This window comes from Streptomyces sp. NPDC048352 (assembly GCF_040651895.1).
Classification (GTDB): Bacteria; Actinomycetota; Actinomycetes; order Streptomycetales; family Streptomycetaceae; genus Streptomyces.
Genome location: NZ_JBEZKZ010000031.1, coordinates 50884 through 71697 on the forward strand (window position 1 = coordinate 50884; position 20814 = coordinate 71697).

A 20814-nucleotide genomic window follows, 5' to 3' on the forward strand; every position below is an offset into this window, starting at 1 on the left:
CCCGGACAACTCCACCCCGCCCCCGACGACGCCCCGGCCCCGGACACCGGGCACTCCGCCGCTACCCGGCTGCGCGCTGGTCCCGGATGTCCGCCACGACCCGGCCCACCGCCGCCCGGACCTCCCCCATCTCCTGGAGGAAGTGCCAGTAGTCCGGATGGCGTTCCTCCAAGCCGGCCAGGGCCCGCTCCATCCGCGCCACCGCCTCGTCCAGCGGCCGCGCGTGCCGCGGATCCGGCACGCTCCGGCCGGCCATCGCCAGCCGCTGCGCATCCCGGATCGCGAAGCGGGTCCGCTCCGATTCCGCCTTGGGATCCCGTGCGACCGCCTCCAGCCGCGTGAGCCGGTCCTGCGCGGCCGACACCGCCTCGTCGGTGGCGTCCAGCGCGGTCCGTACCGCCTCGACCAGTGCCGATACGTCGGCCCAGCGCTGCTCCTCCCGCGCCCGGCCGGCCTCCCCGAGCCGGTCCTCCGCCCGCGCGACGTCCCGCAGCGCCTGCTCGGGAACGTGCTGGAGGTCCTGCCAGCAGGCCGCACTGAACCGGCGCCTCAGCTCGCTGAGCACCGGATCCACCCGGTCCGCCCGGTTGCGCAGCGCCTGCGCCCGGGTCCGCAGGCTCACCAGCCGCCGGTCGATCTCCGCGGCCCGCTCGGGCAGCCGCGCCGCCTCGGCCCGTATGGCCTCCGCGTCCCGCAGGATCCGGTCGGCACGCTGCACCGTCTCCTGGACGCCGTGCTGGGCCGCGCCCTGGTTCAGCTTCGTCAGCTCGGGACCCAGTGCCGCAAGCCGCGCAGCCAGGTCGTCGGCCCGCATCCCCTGCGCCCGTACCGCGTCCAGCGCGTCACTCGCCGCCAGCAGCGCCGCCTTCGCCCGCTCCCGGGCCGGCGCGACCCGCGCCAGCTGCGTCTCCGCCTTGTCCAGCAGCGGCTGCAGCCCCTGGGCGAACCGCTCGAGCTCCCCCTTGACCCGCACCAGCTCGTCACGCGCCCGCGTCAGCTGCTCCCGCGCCTGCGCGGCGACGGAGCCCTCCAGATCGACCCGGTCCAGGTCGTGCGCGTCGACGGCCTCGATGTACGCGTGGCTGACTTCGTCGATGCGCCGCCCGAGCGCCGCGAACCCCTCGGTGGCCTGCCGCCCCGCGGGCGACCCGTCGGCCGCCGCGATGGTCTCGATCGAGATCCGCAGGTCCCGCTGCGCGGTGTCCAGCTCGTAGAACGCGGCCGCCGCGGCATCCTTCGCCGCCTGCGCATCCGCCCGCCGACTCTCGTCCCGCCCGCCGAACCACCGCCGGGATGCCGTCGTCACAATCCCTCTCCCGTGCCGCGTCCGCCCATGCCCCGCTCCATTCTCCCCCACGAGAACGGGATTGCGTGGGGGGTCGGCCCTGCATGTAGGCTGTCCACTCGTCCACGGGTGTGTAGCTCAGGGGTAGAGCGCTGCTCTTACAAAGCAGATGTCGGCGGTTCGAAACCGTCCACGCCCACCAGCACGAAGGCCCCCAACCGATCATGGTTGGGGGCCTTCTGCATCTAAATCTGACATCAACGCCGACGATCAGGGACGGTCGTGCCGCCGCCTGAGCAGCCGGTCCATGTGCCCGATGGCCTCGCGCTGGGTGTCCTGGACGACGTGGGTGTACACGTTCATCGTGACGGCGATCTGCGAGTGCCCGAGGATCTCCATCACGACCCGGGGCGGCACGCCGGCGGCGGTCAGCAGCGTGGCGGTCCCGTGCCGTGCGTCATGGAGCCGAATCACTCGGAGCCCGGCGTCCTTCGCCACGCGGGTGAAGGACCGGTAGACGTTCCGCGGCTCTATCGGCCGCCCGGTCCGGGTGGTGAAGACGTACCCGGTCTCCTGCCAGGCGTCGCCCGCCTTCTCTCGCTGGGCAGCCTGCCTCATCCGCTGCCAGCGCAGGGGAGCGACACAGATCCCGGGCAGGGGCAGCGTCTGCCGGCGCCGACGTCCCTTGGGGTCGTCCTCGTACGCCTCTCCGCCAACGCGTTGCCGCTGGGTCCGCACCCGGATCTCACGCTTGTCGAGATCGACGTTCTCCCATCGCAGCCCGACGATCTCGCCGCGCCGGAAGCCGAGGGCGATGGCGATGACGAAGGCCGGGTACAGCGGGTCGGTCCGGGCGGCCGCCAGGAAGTCCAGCGTTTCCTGGAGCGTCCAGGGGTCCATCTCCCGCGAGTCGACTTTGGGCGGCTCCACGAGCGTGGCCACGTTCCGGCTCACCAGCTCTTCCCGGCAGGCAGCGGTGAGGGCGGTCCGCAGAACCCGGTGCGACTCCTTGGCCGTTGCCGCGCTGGTCTTCCTCTGCAACTGCCCCAGCGCCCGACGGACATCGGCCACGCTCATCGACTCCAGGCGCTTCGAGCCGAGCATCGGGACGAGGTAGAGCCGCACGTGGATCTCGTACTTGGCGAAGGTGGTGCGCTTGCGGTGCGGCTTCACGATGTTGTCGAGCCAGTACGGCAGCCACTCGGAGAGCTTGGCCGACCGGGTGGGGACGGGGACGCCCTGGTCCACCTTGGCGAGCAGCTCCCGGCGCTTCACGTCGCATTCGGCCCAGGTCTTGCCGTAGGCCGCAGCGGCAGGGACGGCCGGCGGGGCGGTTGTGGACCGGGCCGAAGGACGGGGCGGTGAGGGTGGCGAAGACGCGGGGGTGTTCGCGGACGGTGGCGGGGATCTCGCGGCGGTCGTCTCCGGCGAGCCCGGCACGGATCAGGTGGTACGTGTCGCCGGAGTAGGTCCAGGCGCAGGCGGGGCAGCGGGAGGCGCGGCGGTTGCCGCAGGCGATGCGGAGGCGGGCGCCGGGTTCGTTCTCGGTGGAGTAGCGGTGCAGGATCTCGCCGCTGGTCTTGTCCTTGGCGACGGTCCAGCCGGTGATGTGGATGGGGTCGGAGCAGCCGCCGGTGCGGCGGATCTGGTCCTCCCAGCGGGCGTAACCGGGGGCCCCGGCCACCTTCAGCATGTCGCCGAGGAGGCCGGGATCCAGGTCCGCGTTCGTCGCGGAGTAGGTCACGCGGTCACCGCCACGGAGACCGGGGCGAAGACCGTGAAGACCTTCAGAGTGATCCGGCCGAGCGGCGCGGTGAAGCGGAGTTGGCAGTCGCCCTTGAGGTCGGCGAGCTGCACGTCGTCAGCGTCGGTGTGCGTGGCCAGACGCCAGGCTTCCAGGTCGGCCAGGCTGTCGAGAAGGATGGAGACCTCGGCGGGTGTGATCTGGCTGGTGGTGATGTAGGCGCCGGGCAGGTTCGGGTGGAGTTCGGCCAGCTGGGCGAGGGCCGTGAACACGGCGCTCTGCGCGGTCAGCGGGTTGTTCATGTCGGTGTCGGTCGCCATGGCGGTCACCGTCCGGCCGAGGTCACGCTGATGCGGCGGGCGAACCGCTTGCCGGTGCCGTGGCAGGAGGGGCAGTGGGCGGTGATGGTGCGCAGGGTGCCGGTGCGGTCGCGACCGCCGAGGGTGATGACCACGGCGGGGAAGCCGTCGCAGTTCGGGCACATCCGGGGCGGTGTGGGGGTGGGCTGGGACATGATGGTCGTCCTTTCGATTGCGGTCGGCAGGGGCCGGTCCGTCCGGGCGGCGGCGATGCTTGGTGGCTTGTGCGCCGCCCGGAGGCCGGTCAGTGAGAGGTGCTGCGGGAGCTGCGGCGGCCGGGGGTGCCCTTGGCCGCGTGCATCGCGGCGTCGGCGTCGGCTAGGGCCGCCGGGAGGCTGCGTACGGGCAGATCCGTCAGGAGGCAGGAGCCGACGGAGACGGAGACCGGCATCGAGCGGCCGTCGTGGAACACGGGGGCGTTGAGGGCAGCGGTCAGAGCATCCAGGTCCGGGTGGCGGTGGACGGCGACGAACTCGTCTCCGCCGAGGCGGCCGGCGAAGCCCCAGCGGTCGCACCAGGCGGTGAGGCGGACGGCGGTCGCGGTGAGGGCGGCGTCTCCGGCGGCGTGGCCGTGGGTGTCGTTGAGGGTCTTGAAGTAGTCCAGGTCGAGGAGGACGACGACACAGTCCCGGTGCCGGCGGATGAAGCGCTCGGCCCGTACGGTCCACCCGGCGCGGGTCCGCAGTCCGGTCAGCGGGTCGCGGCGGGCGGTGGCGAGGCGGTGGGTCAACAGGGCGGAGTGCGCGGCCCAGCCGACCAGCGGCAGGCATAAGGCGAGCGATTGGGGTTCCACGATGCTCCTTCGTGCGGTCGGAAGTCGGTTGAGTAAGGGCTCCGGGCGGCGGCGACGCTTGGTGGCTTGTGACGCCTCTCGGAGGCCGGGCGGTCAGTGGTTCTTGAACTCCTGGCGCAGGGCCCGGACGAGGAAGAGCAGGACGACGCCGCTGATGGACAGGGCGACCGCGGTGACCGCGACGGCCAAGAGCAGCGAGACGGCGACGGACGCCAGGGCGAGGACCCCGGCAACTCCGCCGGCGGCGAGGGCGAGCGCTGTGCCGGGCGAGTTCTGAACCAGGCCGCCGAGGGCGTTCGGGGCCTTGGCGGGAGCGGGGGCCGGGGCGGGGTGCTCGACGGGTGTCGACGTCGGGCGGACGATCGCCGGGGTGTAGGTGTCCGGGCGGGGGTACTGGGGCTTGAACACGGGCGTTCTCCTTCCGGGCGGGTTACTTGTTGATGGCGGTGTCGATGGCCGGGGCGAGGAAGCTGTCCGCGAGGAGGAAGCCGCCGAGGAGGATCACGGCGACGAGCCACCAGGGCGGGCGGATGAGCTTGATTCCGAGGGCGCCGATGACGATCAGGGCGAGCCAGAGCGGGACGTCCATGACGGTTGGCCTTCCGGGGTTAGCTGACGCGGCAGCGGTGGGTGCGGGCGGCGAGCTGGGCGGCGGTCGAGGAGCTGTAGTCGGAGGACCAGCCGCAGCCGTCGGTGGTGCAGACGGCGGCGTCCTTGGTCCGGCCGTGGCGGTCGCGGTAGGTGCCGATCTGGACGGGGCCGATCTTCATGAGCGAGCGGAAGTTGATCCGGGCGGGCATGGCGGTCTCCTGTCAGGCGAGCTCGGCGGCAACGGCCTCGGCCAGCGGGGCCGGGACGCCGAGGCGGGCGCCGAGGGTCTCGGTGTCGATGTCCGAGCCGGTACGGGCGTGGTGGTCGGCGGCGATCTTCTGGGCATGGGCGACGAGGGCGGGCGGTGCAGTGACCGTCGGCGCAGCAGTCGACGCCGGGGCGGGCAGTGCGGGGACGGGTTCGGGCTCCACGACGGGCCCTGTGTCTCGCTCGACCACCGGGAGCGGCGCCGCGACGGGCTCGGACTCCGGATCCGGGGCGCTGGCTGCCGTGGGCCGGTGGATCAGGAGCGTTCCGCCGAGGAAGGCGAGGGCAGGCCATCCGGCGACCAGGATCCGGAGCCAGGCGGGGACGTGGCCGAGGTCGAGAAGGCCGGCGGTCGCGACGTTCGCGCCGAGGGAGGCGGCGAGGGCGACGGCGAACCAGGACCAGGCGGAGCGCGAGGGCTCTCCCGCGTCCCGCAAAGTGCGTAGGCGGTGCCAGGCGGCGACGAGGAGCAGGTCCACGCTGACCGGGTAGGCCCAGGCCTTCCAACCGTGCTGGCCTGCGGCTTCGGCGAGGTCGTGAAGGTGGGCGAAGGAGAGTGCTCCGGCGATGACGGCCTGAACGAGGACGGCGTCCGGGCGGACCAGGCGGGGCATGGTGTTCACCTCCTTTCGGGCATGGGTGGGGTAGGGACCGGGCGCGATGCGGTCGCGCCGACCGGGGTGGGCCAAGTGCTTAGAAGGCGCTTGCCGAAGTGGCCTTGGGCTGGACCTTGCCGACGAGGACGCGGGCGGGGAGCTCGGGCCGGAAGGCGTCCAGTTCGAGGATCTCCGGGGTGCGGTACGCGTGGGCGTTGCAGATGTCCACGGCCCGGCGGAGTGTGGTGTGCGGGGCACGGATGCGGGACCAGCCGCCGGAGGAGTCACCGGCCACGGCGGTGCCGGGGCGTTCCTTGTCGATCTGGACGGCGGCGAGGACGGCGTCCGGGGCGATGTCCCCGAAGGCCATGTTCGCGGAGGTCTCGTCGTTGACGCGGTGGGCGGTACGGCCGGTGAGCTGGGCGCGGAGCATGGTGATGCCCTTGCCCAGTTCGGAGCCGAAGCGCTGGCCGCAGATCTCCAGGTGGATGCCGGCGGCCCGGCCGAGCTGGGCGAGGCGCACCAGGTCCGTGACGATCCGGTCCCGCCGGGCCTCCTCGGCCTTGTTCGCGGCGAGGGCGAGTTCCGCGACCTCGTCCACCAGGAGCACGACGGGGACGGGGCGCAGGTGAGCGGGCAGGTCCCAGATATCGGCGGTGATCTCCGCGTCCGGCAGGCTGACGCTGATGCGCTGCTCGGCCCTGATCACCTGGTAGACGCGGCCCATGTACTGGACGAGCGCGGCCAGCAGCTCAGCCGCGGCAGCCGGGTTGTCGGCCAGGGCTGTGAACCGCGCTGCCAGCGGGGACAACTCCACGCCGTTCTTGCAGTCGACGCCGACGAGCGCGACATTCTGCGGCGCCAGCCCGGCGACCAGCGTGCGCTGGTAGACGGACTTCCCCGACTTGGTCGCGCCGACGTTCAGGGCGTGCGGGACCTGTCGGAAGTCCCGGTAGTGCACCTCCCCGTCCTCGCGCAGGGCGACCGGGACCCGGAGCACTTCTGTCGGCCGGCCGACGGGCATCCGTACGCGCTTGAGTACGTCGTAGCCAGTCATCCGCAGCTCGACGACCCCGGAGCGGATCTCCCGGGAGACGACGTTGTGGAGGGCGAAGGAGTGCCGTAGCCGGTCCGAGGAGGCAGAGAAGTCGAACGCGTCCTGTCCGGGCCGGAGTTTCAGCCTCAGGACCAGTCCGGTCGCGGTGGGCCGCAGCCGCAGGATGCGCGGCGAGCGGGCTTCGGGGACGGGGCGGTTGATGACCCGGGCGAGGGCGAGCCTCCACCGGGAGGGCGGGACGGTGAGCCCGCAGGCGTCCATGACCGAGCGGTAGCGGATCAGGACGCGGACCGTCGCGAATGCGACCCCGAAGGTCATCCAGTACCAGGTGGGACGCAGCCAGCGCAGCTCGAGCGCGAGGGCCAGGACCACCAGCAGAGTGACCCATAAGGCGGTCATGCTCATCCCGCCTTGGCGGCAAGCGAGGTGACGGCGACGGCGCGGAAGCTGATCCCGTGGCGCTTCTGGCCGTTGAACTCGTTCTCCCACGGCCGGGCGACCAGGCCGGTCAGCGCCACCGGGGTACCCGTGACGAGTTCACCGGAGATGTCGGGCTGCCCCACGGTCACCGACACGACCTCGGCGTTCCCGTTCATCACGAACAGCACGTCCACCGTCATGAGGTTGGCCCCGCTCTCGGGGTCCACGGCGATCTGACCGGTCTTCTTGTCGCGCAGCTTCACCTGCGGGGGCTGGGCGACCATCACGGTCGCGCCGGTCGTGTCGACGGGAATCTGACGCACAGCAGATCACTCCTCTATAGAGGTCGGACTCCGTCACTCATGTATAGGAGTGACATGAAGAAGAGTGCCCAACTCCTGTACATGAGTCAACCCGCCGCGAAGAGAAACTCGCGGCGGGCTGAGGGGAGTTGAGCGAGCGTCAGTCGCGCGCAGGGATCCGGTACTCGAAAACGAACTGGTCAGCGGCCATGAGGGTGTCGCAGACCTCCACCACGCGGCCTTCTGCTGTAACGGCGTCGCGGATCAGATGCACCACGGGAGCACCGGGAGTCAGCGACAGCTCGGTCGCCTCGGCCTTGGCCGCCGGCCGGGCCTGGAGTGTCTCCACGTACTCGGCGAAGACATGACCGTGATCCTCTAGCCGTGCGTAGATGCCGCCGGGGCCAGGATTCTCGGCGAACAGCTCCGGGATGTCCTTCACGACGTCCCACGGCAGATACGAGCTGGCCGTCTCCACGGGCGTCCCGTTCCGGAAGTACAGCCGCCGGCGGGCCAGCACCTGCGTTCCCGCGGCAACCCCAAGCCGTCCGGCGACTTCCTCCGGCGCCTCCATGGGCCCGATGAACAGCACGCTCACCTTGGCTTCGGCGCCGGACTGAGCGGACTCGGCCAGGTACGCCGCCCTACCCTCCCGCCGGTGCGTACGCCGGAAGCGGTCCGAGGAGCGGAGGCGCACCGGCGGCCGGGCCTTCACGGTTGAGCCCTTCCCATGCCGCGTCTCCACCAGGCCGCTCGCCCGCACCTCCACCATGGCCTTGCGGACCGTCCCGCCGGCGACGCCGTAGCGCTCCACCAACTCGGACTCGCTCGGCACCATGTCCCCGGCCTTCAAGACGCCGGCCCGGATCTGCTGCACGATGTCGTCGGCGATCTGCACGTAGCGCGGCACAGCCCCTCGGCCACCTCCCACTGCGGTTCCCATAGTCCTTCTCTTCCTCCTATGCTCCTGTACATGAGTACGGGTTCCCCTCAGGGCAAGTCAACGCCACTGCACTCCGTGTCCGTAGCCGGGGCAGTGGTGCGCGAGGACGGCCGGCTCCTGGCGATCCGCCGGGCGGACAACGGAACTTGGGAACTGCCGGGCGGAGTCTTGGAACTCACCGAATCCCCGGAGGCCGGCGTCCGCCGCGAGGTCCTGGAGGAGACGGGCATCGAGGTCGAAGTCGACGAGCTCACCGGGGTCTACAAGAACACCGCCCGGGGCATCGTCGCCCTGGTCTTCCGCTGCAAGCCGTCCGGCGGGACGGAGCGCACTTCGGAGGAGTCGACCGCGGTCGACTGGCTCACCCCAGAGGAGGTCTCCGAGCAGATGTCGGAGGTCTTCGCGATCCGCCTCCTGGACGCCCTGGACGACGCGGGCCCCCACGTCCGCAGCCACGACGGCCGGCATCTCAGCACGGCGTGACGTGCGACGAAGCGGTAGAACTCGTTCGACAGCTCATGGACGGAACCATCACCGACGAGACCGAAGTCGGCACGGCCCTGGACGTCCTCAAGGCCGAACTGCGATGCCCCCGCATCAGCGACTACGTCTACTGGGACTTCGACCCCGAACTGAGCGCCGAGAAGGTCGTGGACCGAGCCATGGCGTACGAGCCCTTCGCGCTTTGAGCCGGGCGGCGCGGTAAGAGTTTCCCTACTTCATCAAGGGCGCTTCCGCCGCCAAGGCGGCGTCGCGCGCCCATCGCCCCGGGCCTGCGCTCCTGTCTCCGCCCCGCTCCTGCCCGGACCGCCGGCCGCGCGCCACTGTGGCTAAGGGCTTGATGGGTTTGACCCAGCCTGCACGGTCGGCCACCCGCTAGAACGATGCCTCCGGCGGGGGCGCTCAGGCTCCGGGATGGACCGGGCTCGTCCTGCGTCTGCCGGCCGGTTTGTGGTGGGGGTGGGGGCTGTCATCCCGTCTGCCGTCGACCCAGGCAAGCCATAGCAGACCAGGCTTCTGGGGCCCAGGTCGTTCGTCCAGCAGGGCGCTCCACCTGGGCCCCAGAAGCCTGCTCCGCTATCACTCCGTGTGGGTCGACGGCAGACGGGATGACAGCGGGGATTACTAGGGTCACTGCCCGGGGATCCCTGGCGTCTCCACTGGAGCAAAAATCATGGTCGGAATTTCTCCGTTCCAATCACAGGAATCACACCTTCCCCATCCAGGGACTTTAGAGTTCCCAGGAGTTTCCCCTGTGCCCAACTATTCCATGATTTGGCGATTAGATTGTAAGAGGTTCGCCGACCGCCACTGGTGCCCAGGATCACGCGATCTCGAAAGAATCTGTTGCGGAGGACCAATCGTGGATCCTTTGAGTCCATATTGGCGCCCGAGATGAGGCCGTGAGCCCAATCCTCAATCTTCCCGGAGTGATCAGTCCTGGCCGCTTGGGCCAGGACAGCTAGATGTGTCGGCTGGTTGATACCCGACGCCCTATACGACGCAGCGGCGATGGGAGCCAGGGTAGTTAGCTCGGGCCAGGCCGCGACCGCCCGCAAGATGTCCGACGTGGCGGCCTTAGTGTCATAGAACCCATCGAAGAGGGTGACCGGATCCCACATCTTGTACATCTGCCCGATAATGCGGGCTGCCGCGGCTACCACTGTCCGGTGTGGGATCTTGAGGAGTTGGGCAGCCTGCCGACGGTGACCCGAATCAAGGACATCGAACGTCTCAGGGTCGCAATTCGGAATCACAAGCATCTCTACCGTTACGCCTGAGATCTTAATTCCCATAAGGCGATGCTGCCCGTCGAGTAGCATCCCGCTCGCATCGAAGGCCAACCCCTGGTGAGTTGTTCGCCACGCACCGTCCGACATCGCCTTGGCGTATCGCTCATAGACGGTATCCGACATGACCCTATTGCTAACTGGATTGCAGTGCGTGAGCCATAGATCCGCCATCTCCGGAGTGATCGGCATGTACTTCGGTCCGGTGGGCAGGGCGGGAAGATCAATCATGCTCGATCTGCGATCCTTTCGAGGGCGGGGCCTCCGCGTATGCTCTCAGATTCGAGCGGCGCGATATCGATCAATGAGTGAATCTGATCCAGACTTAAAGAATCTGATCAACATTGATCGAAATTTGCGCTCGCTCAGATCAGAAGATCGCATGGTTAAAGATTCGGCAAGCGGCGGCTCATGACAAGGCCCACGCGTCTCCGGTGCGCTGGTGAGGAGCGACTTGGCTGTGTGCCTAGGATCTGACCTATTTCGTGCCTGAGGTGCCCAAGGCTTCGGAGCTGCGTGCGCCGCCGTGCTCCTGTGTGCCCCCTGCTCAGCCCGCACGCCTGGCGAGACGCTGCCGGAGTCCATGTAGCTACTTTCTGGCGGCCGCAGGCGCCGATTGGCCGGCGGCGCCAACGGCGCATCCGTTGTGTCAACCTCACTGCTGGGTGACGTCCAGTAGCTCCTTCCACGAGCTGCGGCCTATTCGTGGACCGGCAAGGGTCAGCTTGCCAATCGGAGGCTGCTGACCTGAGGAGACACGTGAGATTTACAGGCCTCCGGAGCCGTGTGCCCCGCTGCGCTTCCGTGTGCGCCTTCCCGGTCTGCATGGCCGGCGAGACGCTGCCAGCGTCCGTGTGGCGACTTGGGAAGGAGGCGCGAGGGGTGACCCAGCCGAGATGTGGAGCGGCGAAGAAGAGCGGTGGTCGGTGCACGAGGCTGGCCATCGTGGGCAGCGGCCAGTGCCACTTGCATCAGGGCGAGTGGACAGCCCGTGGGGTGGCGGACCGCAAGGAGGGGGAAGCCAAGGCGAAGAAGCAGGCGCTTCGGAAGAAGAAGTGGTCTTGGTGGTAACCCACCGCTGACATCCGTCGCTGACATCAACGTGGGTGGATCCTGGCGCTCGCGAGCAGCAGGGAGAGGCTCTGCATGCTGGGCTCAGCCCGTCATGGGTTGCCCCTGGGCGAGCTTACAAAGCAGATGTCGGCGGTTCGAAACCGTCCACGCCCACCAGCACGAAGGCCCCCAACCGATCACGGTTGGGGGCCTTCTGCATCTGGCCGGTTGCGTCTCGTGCAGGAGACCCCCCGGCCGCGTGGGGCAGGGGGGTCTGCTGGGGGCTGGGGGTGCGGGGTCAGGCGTTGGGGCGCTTGCCGTGGTTGGCCTTCTTCTTCTTGCGGGCGCGCTTCTTGTTTCCTCGCTTGGCCATGGTGTGGCTCCCTCGGGGATCCCTTGTGCCGGACATGTCGGGCGTTCGCCAGTCTAGGGTCCGGGCTGGTTTCCCGCGCGGCGACGCGGGGATCTGGAGGGTGTGGCAGGGGGAGTGGAGTGGGTCGGGGCCGCCGGGCTCGCGGTGGCGGGGCTCGGGCTGCTCGTGGTCGGGCTGATGGGCCAGGCCCGGTTCGAGCGGGACCGGGACGCCGAGCGGGAGCGGCTGCTCGCGCGGCTCGGGGAAGGCGCGCGGGAGGCCGGGGACGTCCGGCTGGTGGACGCCGGGGCCCGGCACGGGGACGCGGCCGAACGGGCCGACCGACACGACGACTTCACCCCGATCCTCGTCGAGTACTACGCCTACGGGCTGACGCAGGCGCGCAGCAGCTTCGCGACCAGCCAGCGGTTCGCGGGGGTCGGCGCGGCGGTGCTGCTCTTCGGGGTCGGGCTCGCCGTGTGGAAGGCCGAGACGTCGGGCGACGCGTATCTGGGGGTCGTCACCAGCTCCGTCGGCCTGGTCGTCACCCTCGTCGGGCAGCTGTTCCACCGGCGCGCCGATCTCGCCCTGCGGCACATGGCCGCCCAGACCGCTTCGCTCCGCGAGGACCGGCGGGCCGCCGAGAGCACCCGGCAGGCCATCGGGCTCCTGGAGGAGGTCGCCGACCCGGAGCTGCGGGGGAGGCTCCAGGCCGGGCTCATCATGCGGCTTTCCGGGGCAGAGCTGCCGTCGGCCGCGCCATAGTGGAGGTATGTGCCGCTCCATTAAGACCCTGCGCCCGCCCGCCATCCCCGAGAAGGCCACCGAGGAGGAGATCCGCGCGGCCGCGCTCCAGTACGTCCGGAAGGTGTCCGGCTTCCGGGTGCCGGCCGCACACAACCAGGAGGTCTTCGACGCCGCCGTGGACGCCGTCGCGGAGGCGACCGCCGCACTGCTCGACGGCGTACAGGTACGCGGCCGCACGCCCGCCGCGGTCTGACCGGCCCGGCGGTCCCCGCCGGTGGCCGGCTGCCGGTCAGGCGGCGTGGGACCAGCGGCGCCGCAGCAGCCAGAGCCCGGTGCCGAGCGCACCGGCGGCGAGGGTGGCGCCCAGGGCGATCTGGCCCGGGCTCATCGAGTCGACGCTGCCGCCGAGGCCGCCGCGAGCGGCGCCGGGGGAGACCTGGAGGGTGACGGTGACGCGCCGGCCCCCGGACCCGCCGCACTCGAAGGTGACGGGATACGAGCCGGCGGTGGCGTCGCCGTAGACGGTGGCGGAGCCGGAGAGGCTGGCCCGGCTGCCCGAGGACAGCGAGACGTCGCCGAAGGCGCGGGAGGACGCCCTGCCGGTCGAGGTGTCGCAGCCGTCGAGGGTGAGGCTGACGCGGCTGCCGGGGGCGACGGTGCCCGGGGAGACGGTGGCGGAGGGGGCGGCGGAGGCGAGAGTGGCGGGTGTGACGGCCGCGAAGACGAGTGTCGCGGCCGCGACCCCGGTCAGGCGGTGCCGGGCGGGCGTGCGCGTGGGGGACATGGAGAGAACTCCTCGGGCTCCTCGGAACGGCGCGGCCAGGGCAGGGACGTGACGCGGATGCGCTTGCGCCGTGTTCTGGACGCTAGAAGCCGGGGAGGACGGCGGCGATCCCTGCCGGGTGAACGGGTGACCGGCCTACTCCCTCCGGGGGGAATCGAGGGCGCCCGCGCGCAGACCGCCCAGCGCCGCCACGGCCCGCGGGCACCGTCCCCGGGTGCCGGGTGCCGGGTGCCGGGTGCCGGGCGCCGGGTGCCGGAGAGCTGGCCTGCGCGGTCGGGCTGTCGGGTGCCGGGTCGCCAGGGCCGAGCTGCGGGGCCGGTCGGGTGGGCTCCGGGGCGAGGTGGAGCGCCGGGGGATCGGCCCTCGCCGGGTGGACGGGCCCGTGCCGGGCGCGGGTGCGGGGCGACGCCGGAGGATCGGCCCTCAGTGGGTGGGCGGGGTCGGGGTGAGACGGGGGCTGGGAGCGAGCGGTGGGGGTGGAGCGGGGGTTGGTCAGGCTGTGGCTGGGGTGGGGGGTGGGCGGCGGATGAGGTATGCGGCCAGGGAGCCCGCCGCGAAGAGGGCGACCAGCGAGACGCCGCTGCCCAGCCAGGCCGTGCCCAGCCACTGCGTGCCGAAGTAGCCCAGCGCCACGCTGTAGCTCGCCCAGCTCATGCCCGCCAGCACCGACCAGGGCAGGAACTCCGTCACCTTGCGCTGCGTCCGGCCCGCGCCCAGTGACACCACCGAGCGGCCGGCCGGGGCGAAGCGGGCGATGACCACCAGCGCGCCCCCGCCCTTCACCAGGGCGGTGCCCAGGCGTTCCTGCGCCAGGCTCAGACGCCGCGAACGGGCGATGGCACGGTCCAGCCGGGGCCCGCCCCGCCGGGCCACCCGGTACGCCGCCATGTCACCCAGCACCGAGGCCGTCGTGGCGGTCACCAGCAGCAGCATCAGGTCCGGGACCCGGGCGGGCGAACCCGTGGCCGCCGCTGCGGCCGCCGCAGCGGTGATCACCAGCATCCCGCTCGGCAGCACCGGCAGGAACACGTCGAGCACCACCGACACCGCCACCACGGCGTAGATCCAGGGGCTCGCGGTCAACGACCCCAGAGTCTCAAGCAAGACGGGACTCCCCAGTCCGAAGCGCCGCGTCGTCGCGGGGAGCGGCAGGGGCGGCTTGACAGCCATACAGCGTACGCCCGGCGCAGGGCCTGCGAACCCCCGGCCTACTCCGGGCCGGTGAGTTCGCGGTCCAGCACCTGGACGAGCCGGGCCCCCGGCCGGCCCGACCGGGCCTGGTCCAGCCGCAGCCGGGCGCTGCGGCCCGTCAGGGCCAGCGTCATCAGCTGGTTGCCGAACCACGGGCCGCCCGTACGCCGCCAGCTCACCGGCGGCCTGCCCGTCCGGCCGTGGCGTGAGAAGCCGCGCCCCAGCCACCGGCCCAGCCGGGACCAGCCCAGCCGGAATCCCCACTTCACCAGCGGGTGGATGGAGTTGTGCACCGGGGAACACGTCAGCTGGAACACTCGGGCCGTGCTCGGTATGCGCGGCTCGGCCACGTAGGCGTGATGGACGTCTCCGGACAGGACGGCGACCGTCGCCGGGGCTCGCGGGCCCGTGCCCACCTCCTCGATCAGGTCGCTCAGCGCGGCGAACGACGCGGGGAACGCCGCCCAGTGCTCCAGATCGCTGCGCCGGCGCAGGTCCTCCCCGATCCGCGCCCACCGCGCCCCGCGCTCCCCCCGGCACAGCGCCGCGTTCCACACTTCCGCGTCGTGGACCAGGGGCGGCATCAGCCACGGCAGCGAGGAACCGATCAGCAGGTGGTCGTAACCCCCCAGCCCTTCCAGGGCGTTCTCCCGGAGCCAGCGCTGCTCGGCCGGGTCGAGCATGGCCCGCCCGTCCTCGGCCAGCACGCGGGCCGCCCGGGTGTCCACCATCAGCAGCCGTGACCGGCCGAAGTCCCGCCGGTAACTCCAGCGCACCGAAGCGGGATCGGCGTCCGCCGCGGCCGCGTGGGCGCGCAGCGCGTCGGTGCCGTCCGGGGTGGCCCGTACGGCCGCGTACAGCGCGTCCGCCGCGAGTTCGGCCGGGGAGAGGTTGCCCAGGTGCTGGTAGACCCAGTACGACATCAGCCCGCTGAGCACCCGCTCCGGCCACCACGCGGTCGCGCGCATCTGCGCCAGCCAGGCGGCGCTGGTGTTCCAGTCGTCGATGACGTCGTGGTCGTCGAATATGTGCAGGCTCGGGACGGTCGACAGGAGCCAGCGGATCTCCGGGTCGAGCCAGGACTCGTAGTAGAGGCGGGTGTACTCCTCGTAGTCCGCAACCTGGGCGCCCGGTGGTTCCCGCAGGTCGCGGCGGGCCGCGAGCCATCTGCGGGTCTCGCGGGAGAGGTGGTCGGCGTAGACCTGGTCGCCGAGCAGCAGCAGGACGTCCGGCCGGACCTCCTGCGGGTTGCGGGCCAGCTGCGCCGCGAGGGTGTCGAGGGCGTCGGGGCCGTGCGGTCCGCGGCGGCCGGCCGGCGGCGCCGCCTGCCGGCAGGAGCCGAAGGTGACGCGCAGTCCGGGGGCCGGCTGCCCGGGACCGCCGCCCACCCCGGGGGTGCTGATCGTGCTGGGCGGGAAGCCGCCGCCGGCCGCCGGCCAGACGAGGTGGCCGTCGAGCAGCACCTCGTAGGCCGTGGTCGTGCCCGGGGTCAGGCCCGTGACCGGCACCAGCGCGTAGTGGTGGCCGGCGATCTGGAAGGTGCGGGCGCTGCCGCCGGCCCCGTCGGCGCACCGCACCTCGGCGGTGCACGGGCGGTCCGCCTCGACCCATATCGTGGCGCAGTCGCCCGTGTTCCAGTCGACGTAGCGCAGCAGCGGTCCCAACCGCAGTCCGGCCATCCAACTCCCCCTCCTCGGCAGCCCTTTCGATCACGGTACGGGGCGGGGAGGGGAGCCGGCCTCCCCCTGGCGGGGGATAGCGGGGGTGAAGACCCCGAGAGGCTCCCGGGGCGTCCGGGGCGTCCAGGGGATCCGCCAGGGGGTAAGGGCGAGGGGCGCCCGCCGGTTCCTTGTCAGCAGCCGTTCAGGATGTTCACCAGGGCCGTCTTCTCCCCCGAGTCCATGCTCAGGCCCCAGTACTGCTTCACCTGGACCCACATCCGTGCGTACGTGCAGCGGTAGCCGGTCCGCGGGGGCAGCCACTTGCCGGGGTCGAGGTCGCCCTTGGCCTGGTTGACGTTGTCCGTGACGGCGATGAGCTGCGGCCGGGTGAGGTCGTTCGCGAACTGCTGGCGCTTGGTGGTGGTCCAGGAGGCGGCGCCCGAGCGCCAGGCCTCGGCGAGGGGGACCATGTGGTCGATGTCGACGTCTGATGCGGCGGTCCAGGTGGCGCCGTCGTACTCCGAGTACCAGCTGCCGCTGACGGAGGCGCAGGCGGAGTCGGTCACGACGTTCACGCCGTCCCGCTTGAGGACCGTCTCGCGGGTGTTGCAGGTCCCGGAGACCGTGCTCCAGTGGGGGAACTGCGAGCGGCTGTAGCCGGTGAGGGAGCCCTCGGCGGCGGGGGTGATCGTGGCCAGGTAGGAGCGGGCCTCGGCCGCGCTGATGGGGGTGGGCGGGGAGGCCAGGGCGGCCGGGGCGTTCACGAGCGAGGTGAGGGAGGCGAGCGCGACGGCGGACGCGAGGACGCCCGCGCGGCCGATGCGACGCGCGTAGACGGAGGGCGTGCGGGTGGATATGAGGGCCATGGAGGGCTCCCTGATGCGGGGGGTGGAGTGGCCGAGCGGCCCCGGCGGGACGCGGCCATGCTGGCGGCGCCAGGTGTCGGGGGGACGGGCGCCAGGTGACAGATTGCCGACATGGGCACGTCACATCAAGACGCTCAAGGGCGCCCGTTCAAGGGGAAGTTGAGGTTCCGGGCGCCGAGGTGGGGCGGAGTGGGGTCAAGCTCACATACCGGGCGCCTTCGTCCTGTCGGCGCCGTCGCGTACCCTGGGCGGAGCAGAAGGGGAGTAGCTCTTCGCCGGACCGTCGACATACTGCTGGGTCACCCAGCCGGCGCCCGGAGGCAGGCAGCGTCAGCGGCCGGCCAGCGAGACCTTCGGCCGCAGTGCCCTGTTCATGTGACACGGCGCGTGCGACGCATCATGCGTGGCACGTGGTGTGTTCACGCCTCCCAGGGCGCCGCTGAGCCGAAGCGACCCCTGAAACACCAGGTCTCTCGGTCCGACGGCGTCCTGCCGACCGACCGATCGAGGTTCCACCCCGTGTTCAGCTTCAGCGTCCTGGCCATCGCCTTCGGCGTCGTCTTCCTCGCCGAACTCCCCGACAAGACGGCCCTCGCCGGCCTGATGCTCGGCACCCGCTACCGCGCCTCGTACGTCTTCGCGGGCGTCGCCGCCGCCTTCGCCGTCCACGTCGCGCTGGCCATCGCCGCGGGCAGCGTGCTGACGCTCCTGCCCCACCGGCTCGTCCAGGCCGTCGTCGGCCTTCTCTTCCTCGCCGGCGCGGCCATGCTGCTGCTGAAGAAGAACGACGAGGACGAGCAGGTCAAGGCACCCGCCGACCAGTCCTTCTGGAAGGTCTCGGGGGCCGGCTTCATGCTGATCCTGGTGGCCGAGTTCGGCGACCTGACCCAGATCATGACGGCCAACCTCGCGGCCCGGTACGACGACCCGCTCTCCGTCGGCCTCGGCGCGGTGCTGGCGCTCTGGGCCGTCGCGGGCATCGGCATCCTGGGCGGGCGCACCCTCATGAAGTACGTACCGCTACGGCTCATCACCAAGATCGCGGCCGGTGTCATGGCGGCGCTGGCCGGTTTCTCGCTGTACGAGGCGATCGCCGGCTGACCCGGCCCGCGCCTCCGGGGCCGCGGGGCGGCTCCCGCTCCGCCCGTCGGGCGGGTCAGGGCCGTACCGCGGGCCACGCGGCAAGGGCCAGCTCGGCGGTCTCGGTCAGCTCGGCCGCGGTGGCCCCGTCGCGGGCCCGCTGCGACATCCCCTGGATCACCGCCGCGAAGTACGCGGCCAGCGCGCGGGGGGCGGCCGTGTCGGGGAGCTCGCCCGCCCGCTGCGCCGAGCGCAGGCGGGCCTCGAAGACGCCGATGTTCTCGTTGCGCAGGTCGCGCAGGAACGCCTCCGCCTCCGCCTCCTGCGGGGTGACGTTGGTGGCCGCGCTGATCGTCAGGCACCCGGCCGGGTGGGAGGGGCAGGGGTAGGTGGTCGCCGCCTCGCGCAGGATGCGGGTGAAGGCGGCGCGGGCGGTGGCCTCCTCCTCGAGGGCGACGCCGACGAAGGCTCCCACCGGTGAGCGCCCGTAGCTGTGGACCACCTCCTTGAACAGGGACTTCTTGTCCCCGAAGGCCGCGTACAGGCTGCCGGGCCGCGTCTCGGCAGGGACGGAGCCACCGTCGCGGTCGCCTACGCACGCGACGAGGCGGCGGCGGACGAGGTCGTCGAGCGCATTCGCAAGGACGGCGGCCGGGCCTTCGCCCTGCGCGCGGAGCTGGGACGGCACGGTGACGCGGCCTCCCTGTGGGCCGCGTTCGACGCCCGGGCCGAGGCCCACGCACCCGGTGGAGCGGTCGACATCATCGTCAACAAGGCCGGCATCGGCCGCAGCTCCGATCTGGCATCGCTGACCGAGGAGGGCTTCGACGAGGTCTTCGCCGTCAACGTCCGCGCACCGTTCTTCATCGTGCAGCAGGGGCTGCGGCGGCTGCGCGACGGAGGGCGGATCGTCAACATCTCCAGCGGCGCGGCCCGCCTCGCCATGCCGGAGATCATCGCCTACGGGGCCACCAAGGGGGCCCTCGACACCTTCACCCTCAACCTGGCGAAGGAGCTGGGGCCCCGGGGCATCACCGTGAACTCGGTGGCGCCCGGCGTCATCGACACGGACGTCAACGCCGGCTGGCTGCGCGGCAACCCGGAGGCCGAAGCGCAGGCGGCGTCCCTGGCCGCCCTGGGCCGGGTGGGGCGGCCGGAGGATGTGGCCGACATCGTGGCCTTCCTCGCCTCCGACGACGCGCGCTGGGTGACGGGCCGTGTGATCGACGCGACGGGCGGTTCGGGGCTGTGAGCCCCCGACGTCCTGCCCGTGGGGCCCGCCAGTTCGGGGGCCGTTAGGCGGGCGGCGTGAGGGTGAGGCGGATCGTGCCGGCCCCGGCGTGTTCGACGCGGACCGAGGTCAGGTCGGGGACGTGGACCGTCGGACCGTGGGCGGCGGCGCGGGGGCCTATGCCGATCACCCGCATGCCGGCGGCCAGGCCCGCCGCGACGCCGGCCCCCGAGTCCTCGAAGACTACGCAGTCGGCCGGGTCCACCCCCAGCTCGGCCGCGCCCTTGAGGAAGCCCTCGGGGTCCGGCTTGCTGGCCCCGACGGACTCGGCGGTGACCCGGACCTGCGGCATCGGGAGCGCGGCGGCCGTCATCCGGGCTTCGGCCAGGGCGGCGTCGGCCGAGGTGACCAGGGCGTGCGGCAGGCCGGCGAGCGACGCCATGAACTCGGGGGCGCCCGCGACGGGGACCACGCCGTCGGTGTCGGCCGTCTCGCGGGCCAGCATCACGGCGTTCTCGGCGTGGTTGAGCTCCATCGGGCGCTCGGGCAGCAGGATCGCCATGGTGGCGTAACCCTGGCGGCCGTGCACCACCTTCAGGGCCTCTCGCGGATCCAGCCCGTGCGACACCGCCCATGCGCGCCAGCAGCGCTCGACCACCGCGTCGGAGTTGACGATGGTCCCGTCCATGTCCAGGAGCAGTGCCCGGGCGGTGAGGACGGTGGGGGCGGTGGTGGTGGTGCTGGCCGGCATCGGCGGGGCTCCAGACGGGTGACACAAGAGAACAAGCGGTTCCGTCCACCGGTCAGGGGTTGCGGACGGAACCACTTTGTTTCTTCACGATACAAAACCCGGGGGGTCCGCGCCACCGACAGCCGAGTGACTTATCCCTCCAGAGCGCGGCGGGTCGCGGGGCCGTAGACGCCGAACTCGTCCTCGAACACCCCCTGCTCCATCTGGAAGTCCGCCACCGCCCGCTCCACGCCGCGGCCGTACCGGCCGTCGAACCGGCCCCGGTACAGGTCCTGCTCCGCCAGCAGCCGCTGGAGCTTCTCCACCTCGGCCCCCGAGTCGCCGGGACGCAGCGTCACCGGCTTCGCGGGCCGCGGAGGGGCAGTGGGGCTCGGGGTGCGGGACGCGCCGGCGGACGGCGTCGGCGACGGCGAGGCCGAACGGGACGCGCTGGGGGAGGCGGACGCCGAACGCGAGGCACTCGCCGACGGGGACGGCGGGGGCGACGCGGAAATACTCGCGGACGGGCCGGTCGGCGCCTCCGACGGGCCGGCGGGGGCCGACTCCGTCACGAGCGCCGACGGTTTGGGGTCCACCAGTGCAGCGTCGCTCTTCTCGGAGCCCGTGAACATGACGAGGGCCAGCCCGACCGCGCCGACGGCCACGGCCGCTCCCGCCACGGCCAGCAACGGCAGCCGGGATCGCTGCCGCTTGACGGGGCGGTCATCGGGCCACCGCGGGGGCACGGCCCGGAGCTGCACGGTCTGCTCCGCCGGCGGTACGGGGGCCACGGGTATCCCGTACGCCGGAGTGTCAGGCTCCGCCGCGGGGACGGGCGCGAGCATGGCCGTCGGCGCCTCGTCGCCCGTGAGCCCGCCGTGCGGGGCCCCGGGGCTGCCGTTGGCGAGACTGCCGGAAACACCGGGCTGGGCGGAGGCGTCGCCGTGCGGCGTCATGGGGTCACCGAAGGGG

The 20814-nt window shown here is 71.8% G+C and carries 25 protein-coding genes, 1 tRNA gene and 2 pseudogenes; 7 read left to right on the forward strand and 21 right to left on the reverse strand.

Annotation, left to right across the window (positions count from 1 at the left end):
- Positions 1-61: 61 nt before the first annotated feature.
- The gene (locus AB0D45_RS18135; protein WP_362459957.1) at positions 62-1306 is read right to left on the reverse strand and encodes a hypothetical protein; all 1245 of its coding nucleotides are present in this window, start codon (positions 1304-1306) and stop codon (positions 62-64) included.
- A gap of 106 nt (positions 1307-1412) precedes the next feature.
- On the opposite strand from AB0D45_RS18135, the gene AB0D45_RS18140 reads away from it, so the two are divergent.
- Positions 1413-1487 (forward strand) — tRNA-Val (locus AB0D45_RS18140).
- Between the two features lie 68 nt (positions 1488-1555).
- On the opposite strand, the pseudogene AB0D45_RS18145 reads toward AB0D45_RS18140, so the two are convergent.
- The 12 genes and pseudogenes from AB0D45_RS18145 to AB0D45_RS18200 all read right to left on the reverse strand — a co-directional run.
- Positions 1556-2590, reverse strand: a pseudogene (locus tag AB0D45_RS18145) (site-specific integrase); the annotation flags it as partial.
- Positions 2577-2978, reverse strand: a pseudogene (locus AB0D45_RS18150) (replication initiator); the annotation flags it as partial. The pseudogenes AB0D45_RS18150 and AB0D45_RS18145, both read right to left, overlap by 14 nt.
- A 47-nt stretch (positions 2979-3025) precedes the next feature.
- Complete coding sequence (locus AB0D45_RS18155) at positions 3026-3349, reverse strand: hypothetical protein (protein WP_362459959.1); 324 nt, start codon at positions 3347-3349, stop codon at positions 3026-3028.
- Between the two features lie 5 nt (positions 3350-3354).
- Positions 3355-3543 (reverse strand): hypothetical protein, encoded by a 189-nt coding sequence (locus AB0D45_RS18160; protein ID WP_362459961.1) that lies wholly within the window; start codon positions 3541-3543, stop codon positions 3355-3357.
- Between the two features lie 89 nt (positions 3544-3632).
- On the reverse strand, positions 3633-4181 hold the full coding sequence (locus tag AB0D45_RS18165) for a GGDEF domain-containing protein (RefSeq protein ID WP_362459964.1): 549 nt from the start codon (positions 4179-4181) through the stop codon (positions 3633-3635).
- A 93-nt stretch (positions 4182-4274) separates the two neighbouring features.
- Complete coding sequence (locus tag AB0D45_RS18170) at positions 4275-4589, reverse strand: hypothetical protein (protein WP_362459967.1); 315 nt, start codon at positions 4587-4589, stop codon at positions 4275-4277.
- A 22-nt stretch (positions 4590-4611) separates the two neighbouring features.
- Positions 4612-4770 carry a hypothetical protein gene (locus tag AB0D45_RS18175; protein WP_107419551.1) on the reverse strand — a complete coding sequence of 53 codons (159 nt, stop codon included), beginning with the start codon at positions 4768-4770 and terminating at the stop codon, positions 4612-4614.
- Positions 4771-4789: 19 nt separating this feature from the next.
- A complete protein-coding gene (locus AB0D45_RS18180) occupies positions 4790-4981 on the reverse strand; it encodes a mobile element transfer protein (protein ID WP_352151663.1) in 192 nt (63 codons plus the stop codon).
- Between the two features lie 12 nt (positions 4982-4993).
- Positions 4994-5653 (reverse strand): DUF2637 domain-containing protein, encoded by a 660-nt coding sequence (locus tag AB0D45_RS18185; RefSeq protein ID WP_362459970.1) that lies wholly within the window; start codon positions 5651-5653, stop codon positions 4994-4996.
- A 79-nt stretch (positions 5654-5732) separates the two neighbouring features.
- Positions 5733-7091: an FtsK/SpoIIIE domain-containing protein gene (locus tag AB0D45_RS18190; protein WP_362459972.1), complete on the reverse strand. Its 1359-nt coding sequence runs from the start codon at positions 7089-7091 to the stop codon at positions 5733-5735.
- 2 nt (positions 7092-7093) lie between these two features.
- Positions 7094-7435, reverse strand: coding sequence for a hypothetical protein (locus AB0D45_RS18195; protein WP_362459975.1), 342 nt, complete (start codon positions 7433-7435; stop codon positions 7094-7096).
- Positions 7436-7574: 139 nt separating this feature from the next.
- Positions 7575-8357 (reverse strand): GntR family transcriptional regulator, encoded by a 783-nt coding sequence (locus AB0D45_RS18200; RefSeq protein WP_362459978.1) that lies wholly within the window; start codon positions 8355-8357, stop codon positions 7575-7577.
- 18 nt (positions 8358-8375) lie between these two features.
- Here AB0D45_RS18200 and AB0D45_RS18205 point away from each other — a divergent pair, with 18 nt between their 5' ends.
- Positions 8376-8840 (forward strand): NUDIX domain-containing protein, encoded by a 465-nt coding sequence (locus tag AB0D45_RS18205; protein WP_362459981.1) that lies wholly within the window; start codon positions 8376-8378, stop codon positions 8838-8840.
- A gap of 35 nt (positions 8841-8875) precedes the next feature.
- Positions 8876-9046, forward strand: a complete 171-nt coding sequence (locus AB0D45_RS18210; protein WP_362459983.1) for an e9imm peptide — start codon at positions 8876-8878, stop codon at positions 9044-9046.
- Between the two features lie 483 nt (positions 9047-9529).
- Here AB0D45_RS18210 and AB0D45_RS18215 read toward each other — a convergent pair whose 3' ends face one another.
- Positions 9530-10378: a hypothetical protein gene (locus AB0D45_RS18215; protein WP_362459986.1), complete on the reverse strand. Its 849-nt coding sequence runs from the start codon at positions 10376-10378 to the stop codon at positions 9530-9532.
- Between the two features lie 1297 nt (positions 10379-11675).
- Here AB0D45_RS18215 and AB0D45_RS18220 point away from each other — a divergent pair.
- A complete protein-coding gene (locus AB0D45_RS18220) occupies positions 11676-12317 on the forward strand; it encodes a hypothetical protein (protein WP_362459989.1) in 642 nt (213 codons plus the stop codon).
- Positions 12318-12324: 7 nt separating this feature from the next.
- Positions 12325-12552, forward strand: coding sequence for a DUF2277 domain-containing protein (locus tag AB0D45_RS18225; protein ID WP_361605018.1), 228 nt, complete (start codon positions 12325-12327; stop codon positions 12550-12552).
- A 36-nt stretch (positions 12553-12588) separates the two neighbouring features.
- Here AB0D45_RS18225 and AB0D45_RS18230 read toward each other — a convergent pair whose 3' ends face one another.
- From AB0D45_RS18230 to AB0D45_RS18245, 4 genes are all read right to left on the reverse strand, one after another.
- Complete coding sequence (locus tag AB0D45_RS18230; RefSeq protein WP_362459992.1) at positions 12589-13083, reverse strand: hypothetical protein; 495 nt, start codon at positions 13081-13083, stop codon at positions 12589-12591.
- 492 nt (positions 13084-13575) lie between these two features.
- Positions 13576-14187, reverse strand: a complete 612-nt coding sequence (locus AB0D45_RS18235; RefSeq protein WP_362459995.1) for a VTT domain-containing protein — start codon at positions 14185-14187, stop codon at positions 13576-13578.
- Between the two features lie 104 nt (positions 14188-14291).
- The gene (locus tag AB0D45_RS18240; RefSeq protein ID WP_362459998.1) at positions 14292-15953 is read right to left on the reverse strand and encodes an alkaline phosphatase D family protein; all 1662 of its coding nucleotides are present in this window, start codon (positions 15951-15953) and stop codon (positions 14292-14294) included.
- Positions 15954-16126: 173 nt separating this feature from the next.
- Complete coding sequence (locus AB0D45_RS18245; RefSeq protein WP_362460001.1) at positions 16127-16801, reverse strand: HNH endonuclease family protein; 675 nt, start codon at positions 16799-16801, stop codon at positions 16127-16129.
- A gap of 519 nt (positions 16802-17320) precedes the next feature.
- Here AB0D45_RS18245 and AB0D45_RS18250 point away from each other — a divergent pair.
- Positions 17321-17902, forward strand: a complete 582-nt coding sequence (locus AB0D45_RS18250; RefSeq protein ID WP_361605004.1) for a TMEM165/GDT1 family protein — start codon at positions 17321-17323, stop codon at positions 17900-17902.
- Between the two features lie 55 nt (positions 17903-17957).
- On the opposite strand, the gene AB0D45_RS18255 is transcribed toward AB0D45_RS18250, so the two are convergent.
- Positions 17958-18383: a hypothetical protein gene (locus tag AB0D45_RS18255; RefSeq protein ID WP_362460004.1), complete on the reverse strand. Its 426-nt coding sequence runs from the start codon at positions 18381-18383 to the stop codon at positions 17958-17960.
- On the opposite strand from AB0D45_RS18255, the gene AB0D45_RS18260 reads away from it, so the two are divergent.
- A complete protein-coding gene (locus tag AB0D45_RS18260; RefSeq protein WP_362460007.1) occupies positions 18375-19133 on the forward strand; it encodes an SDR family oxidoreductase in 759 nt (252 codons plus the stop codon). The two genes, AB0D45_RS18255 and AB0D45_RS18260, sit on opposite strands and share 9 nt — an antisense overlap.
- Positions 19134-19176: 43 nt before the next feature.
- Here the strand turns inward: AB0D45_RS18260 and AB0D45_RS18265 are convergent, their stop codons facing one another.
- Entirely contained in the window at positions 19177-19863 is a 687-nt protein-coding gene (locus AB0D45_RS18265) for an HAD-IA family hydrolase (protein ID WP_362460010.1), read from the reverse strand.
- A 131-nt stretch (positions 19864-19994) separates the two neighbouring features.
- Positions 19995-20798 (reverse strand): peptidoglycan-binding protein, encoded by an 804-nt coding sequence (locus tag AB0D45_RS18270; RefSeq protein WP_362460013.1) that lies wholly within the window; start codon positions 20796-20798, stop codon positions 19995-19997.
- Positions 20799-20814: the final 16 nt, after the last annotated feature.

What these genes read in the sequence shown, in the direction of transcription:
- AB0D45_RS18225 (WP_361605018.1), top strand. Translation starts at nt 12,325, where the DNA reads ATGTGCCGCTCCATTAAGACCCTGCGCCCGCCCGCCATCCCCGAGAAG.
- AB0D45_RS18210 (WP_362459983.1), top strand. Translation starts at nt 8,876, where the DNA reads ATGGACGGAACCATCACCGACGAGACCGAAGTCGGCACGGCCCTGGAC.
- AB0D45_RS18200 (WP_362459978.1), bottom strand. Translation starts at nt 8,357, where the DNA reads ATGGGAACCGCAGTGGGAGGTGGCCGAGGGGCTGTGCCGCGCTACGTG.
- AB0D45_RS18205 (WP_362459981.1), top strand. Translation starts at nt 8,376, where the DNA reads ATGCTCCTGTACATGAGTACGGGTTCCCCTCAGGGCAAGTCAACGCCA.
- AB0D45_RS18245 (WP_362460001.1), bottom strand. Translation starts at nt 16,801, where the DNA reads ATGGCCCTCATATCCACCCGCACGCCCTCCGTCTACGCGCGTCGCATC.
- AB0D45_RS18265 (WP_362460010.1), bottom strand. Translation starts at nt 19,863, where the DNA reads ATGCCGGCCAGCACCACCACCACCGCCCCCACCGTCCTCACCGCCCGG.
- AB0D45_RS18230 (WP_362459992.1), bottom strand. Translation starts at nt 13,083, where the DNA reads ATGTCCCCCACGCGCACGCCCGCCCGGCACCGCCTGACCGGGGTCGCG.
- AB0D45_RS18270 (WP_362460013.1), bottom strand. Translation starts at nt 20,798, where the DNA reads ATGACGCCGCACGGCGACGCCTCCGCCCAGCCCGGTGTTTCCGGCAGT.
- AB0D45_RS18185 (WP_362459970.1), bottom strand. Translation starts at nt 5,653, where the DNA reads ATGCCCCGCCTGGTCCGCCCGGACGCCGTCCTCGTTCAGGCCGTCATC.
- AB0D45_RS18175 (WP_107419551.1), bottom strand. Translation starts at nt 4,770, where the DNA reads ATGGACGTCCCGCTCTGGCTCGCCCTGATCGTCATCGGCGCCCTCGGA.
- AB0D45_RS18155 (WP_362459959.1), bottom strand. Translation starts at nt 3,349, where the DNA reads ATGGCGACCGACACCGACATGAACAACCCGCTGACCGCGCAGAGCGCC.
- AB0D45_RS18160 (WP_362459961.1), bottom strand. Translation starts at nt 3,543, where the DNA reads ATGTCCCAGCCCACCCCCACACCGCCCCGGATGTGCCCGAACTGCGAC.
- AB0D45_RS18190 (WP_362459972.1), bottom strand. Translation starts at nt 7,091, where the DNA reads ATGACCGCCTTATGGGTCACTCTGCTGGTGGTCCTGGCCCTCGCGCTC.
- AB0D45_RS18215 (WP_362459986.1), bottom strand. Translation starts at nt 10,378, where the DNA reads ATGATTGATCTTCCCGCCCTGCCCACCGGACCGAAGTACATGCCGATC.
- AB0D45_RS18180 (WP_352151663.1), bottom strand. Translation starts at nt 4,981, where the DNA reads ATGCCCGCCCGGATCAACTTCCGCTCGCTCATGAAGATCGGCCCCGTC.
- AB0D45_RS18240 (WP_362459998.1), bottom strand. Translation starts at nt 15,953, where the DNA reads ATGGCCGGACTGCGGTTGGGACCGCTGCTGCGCTACGTCGACTGGAAC.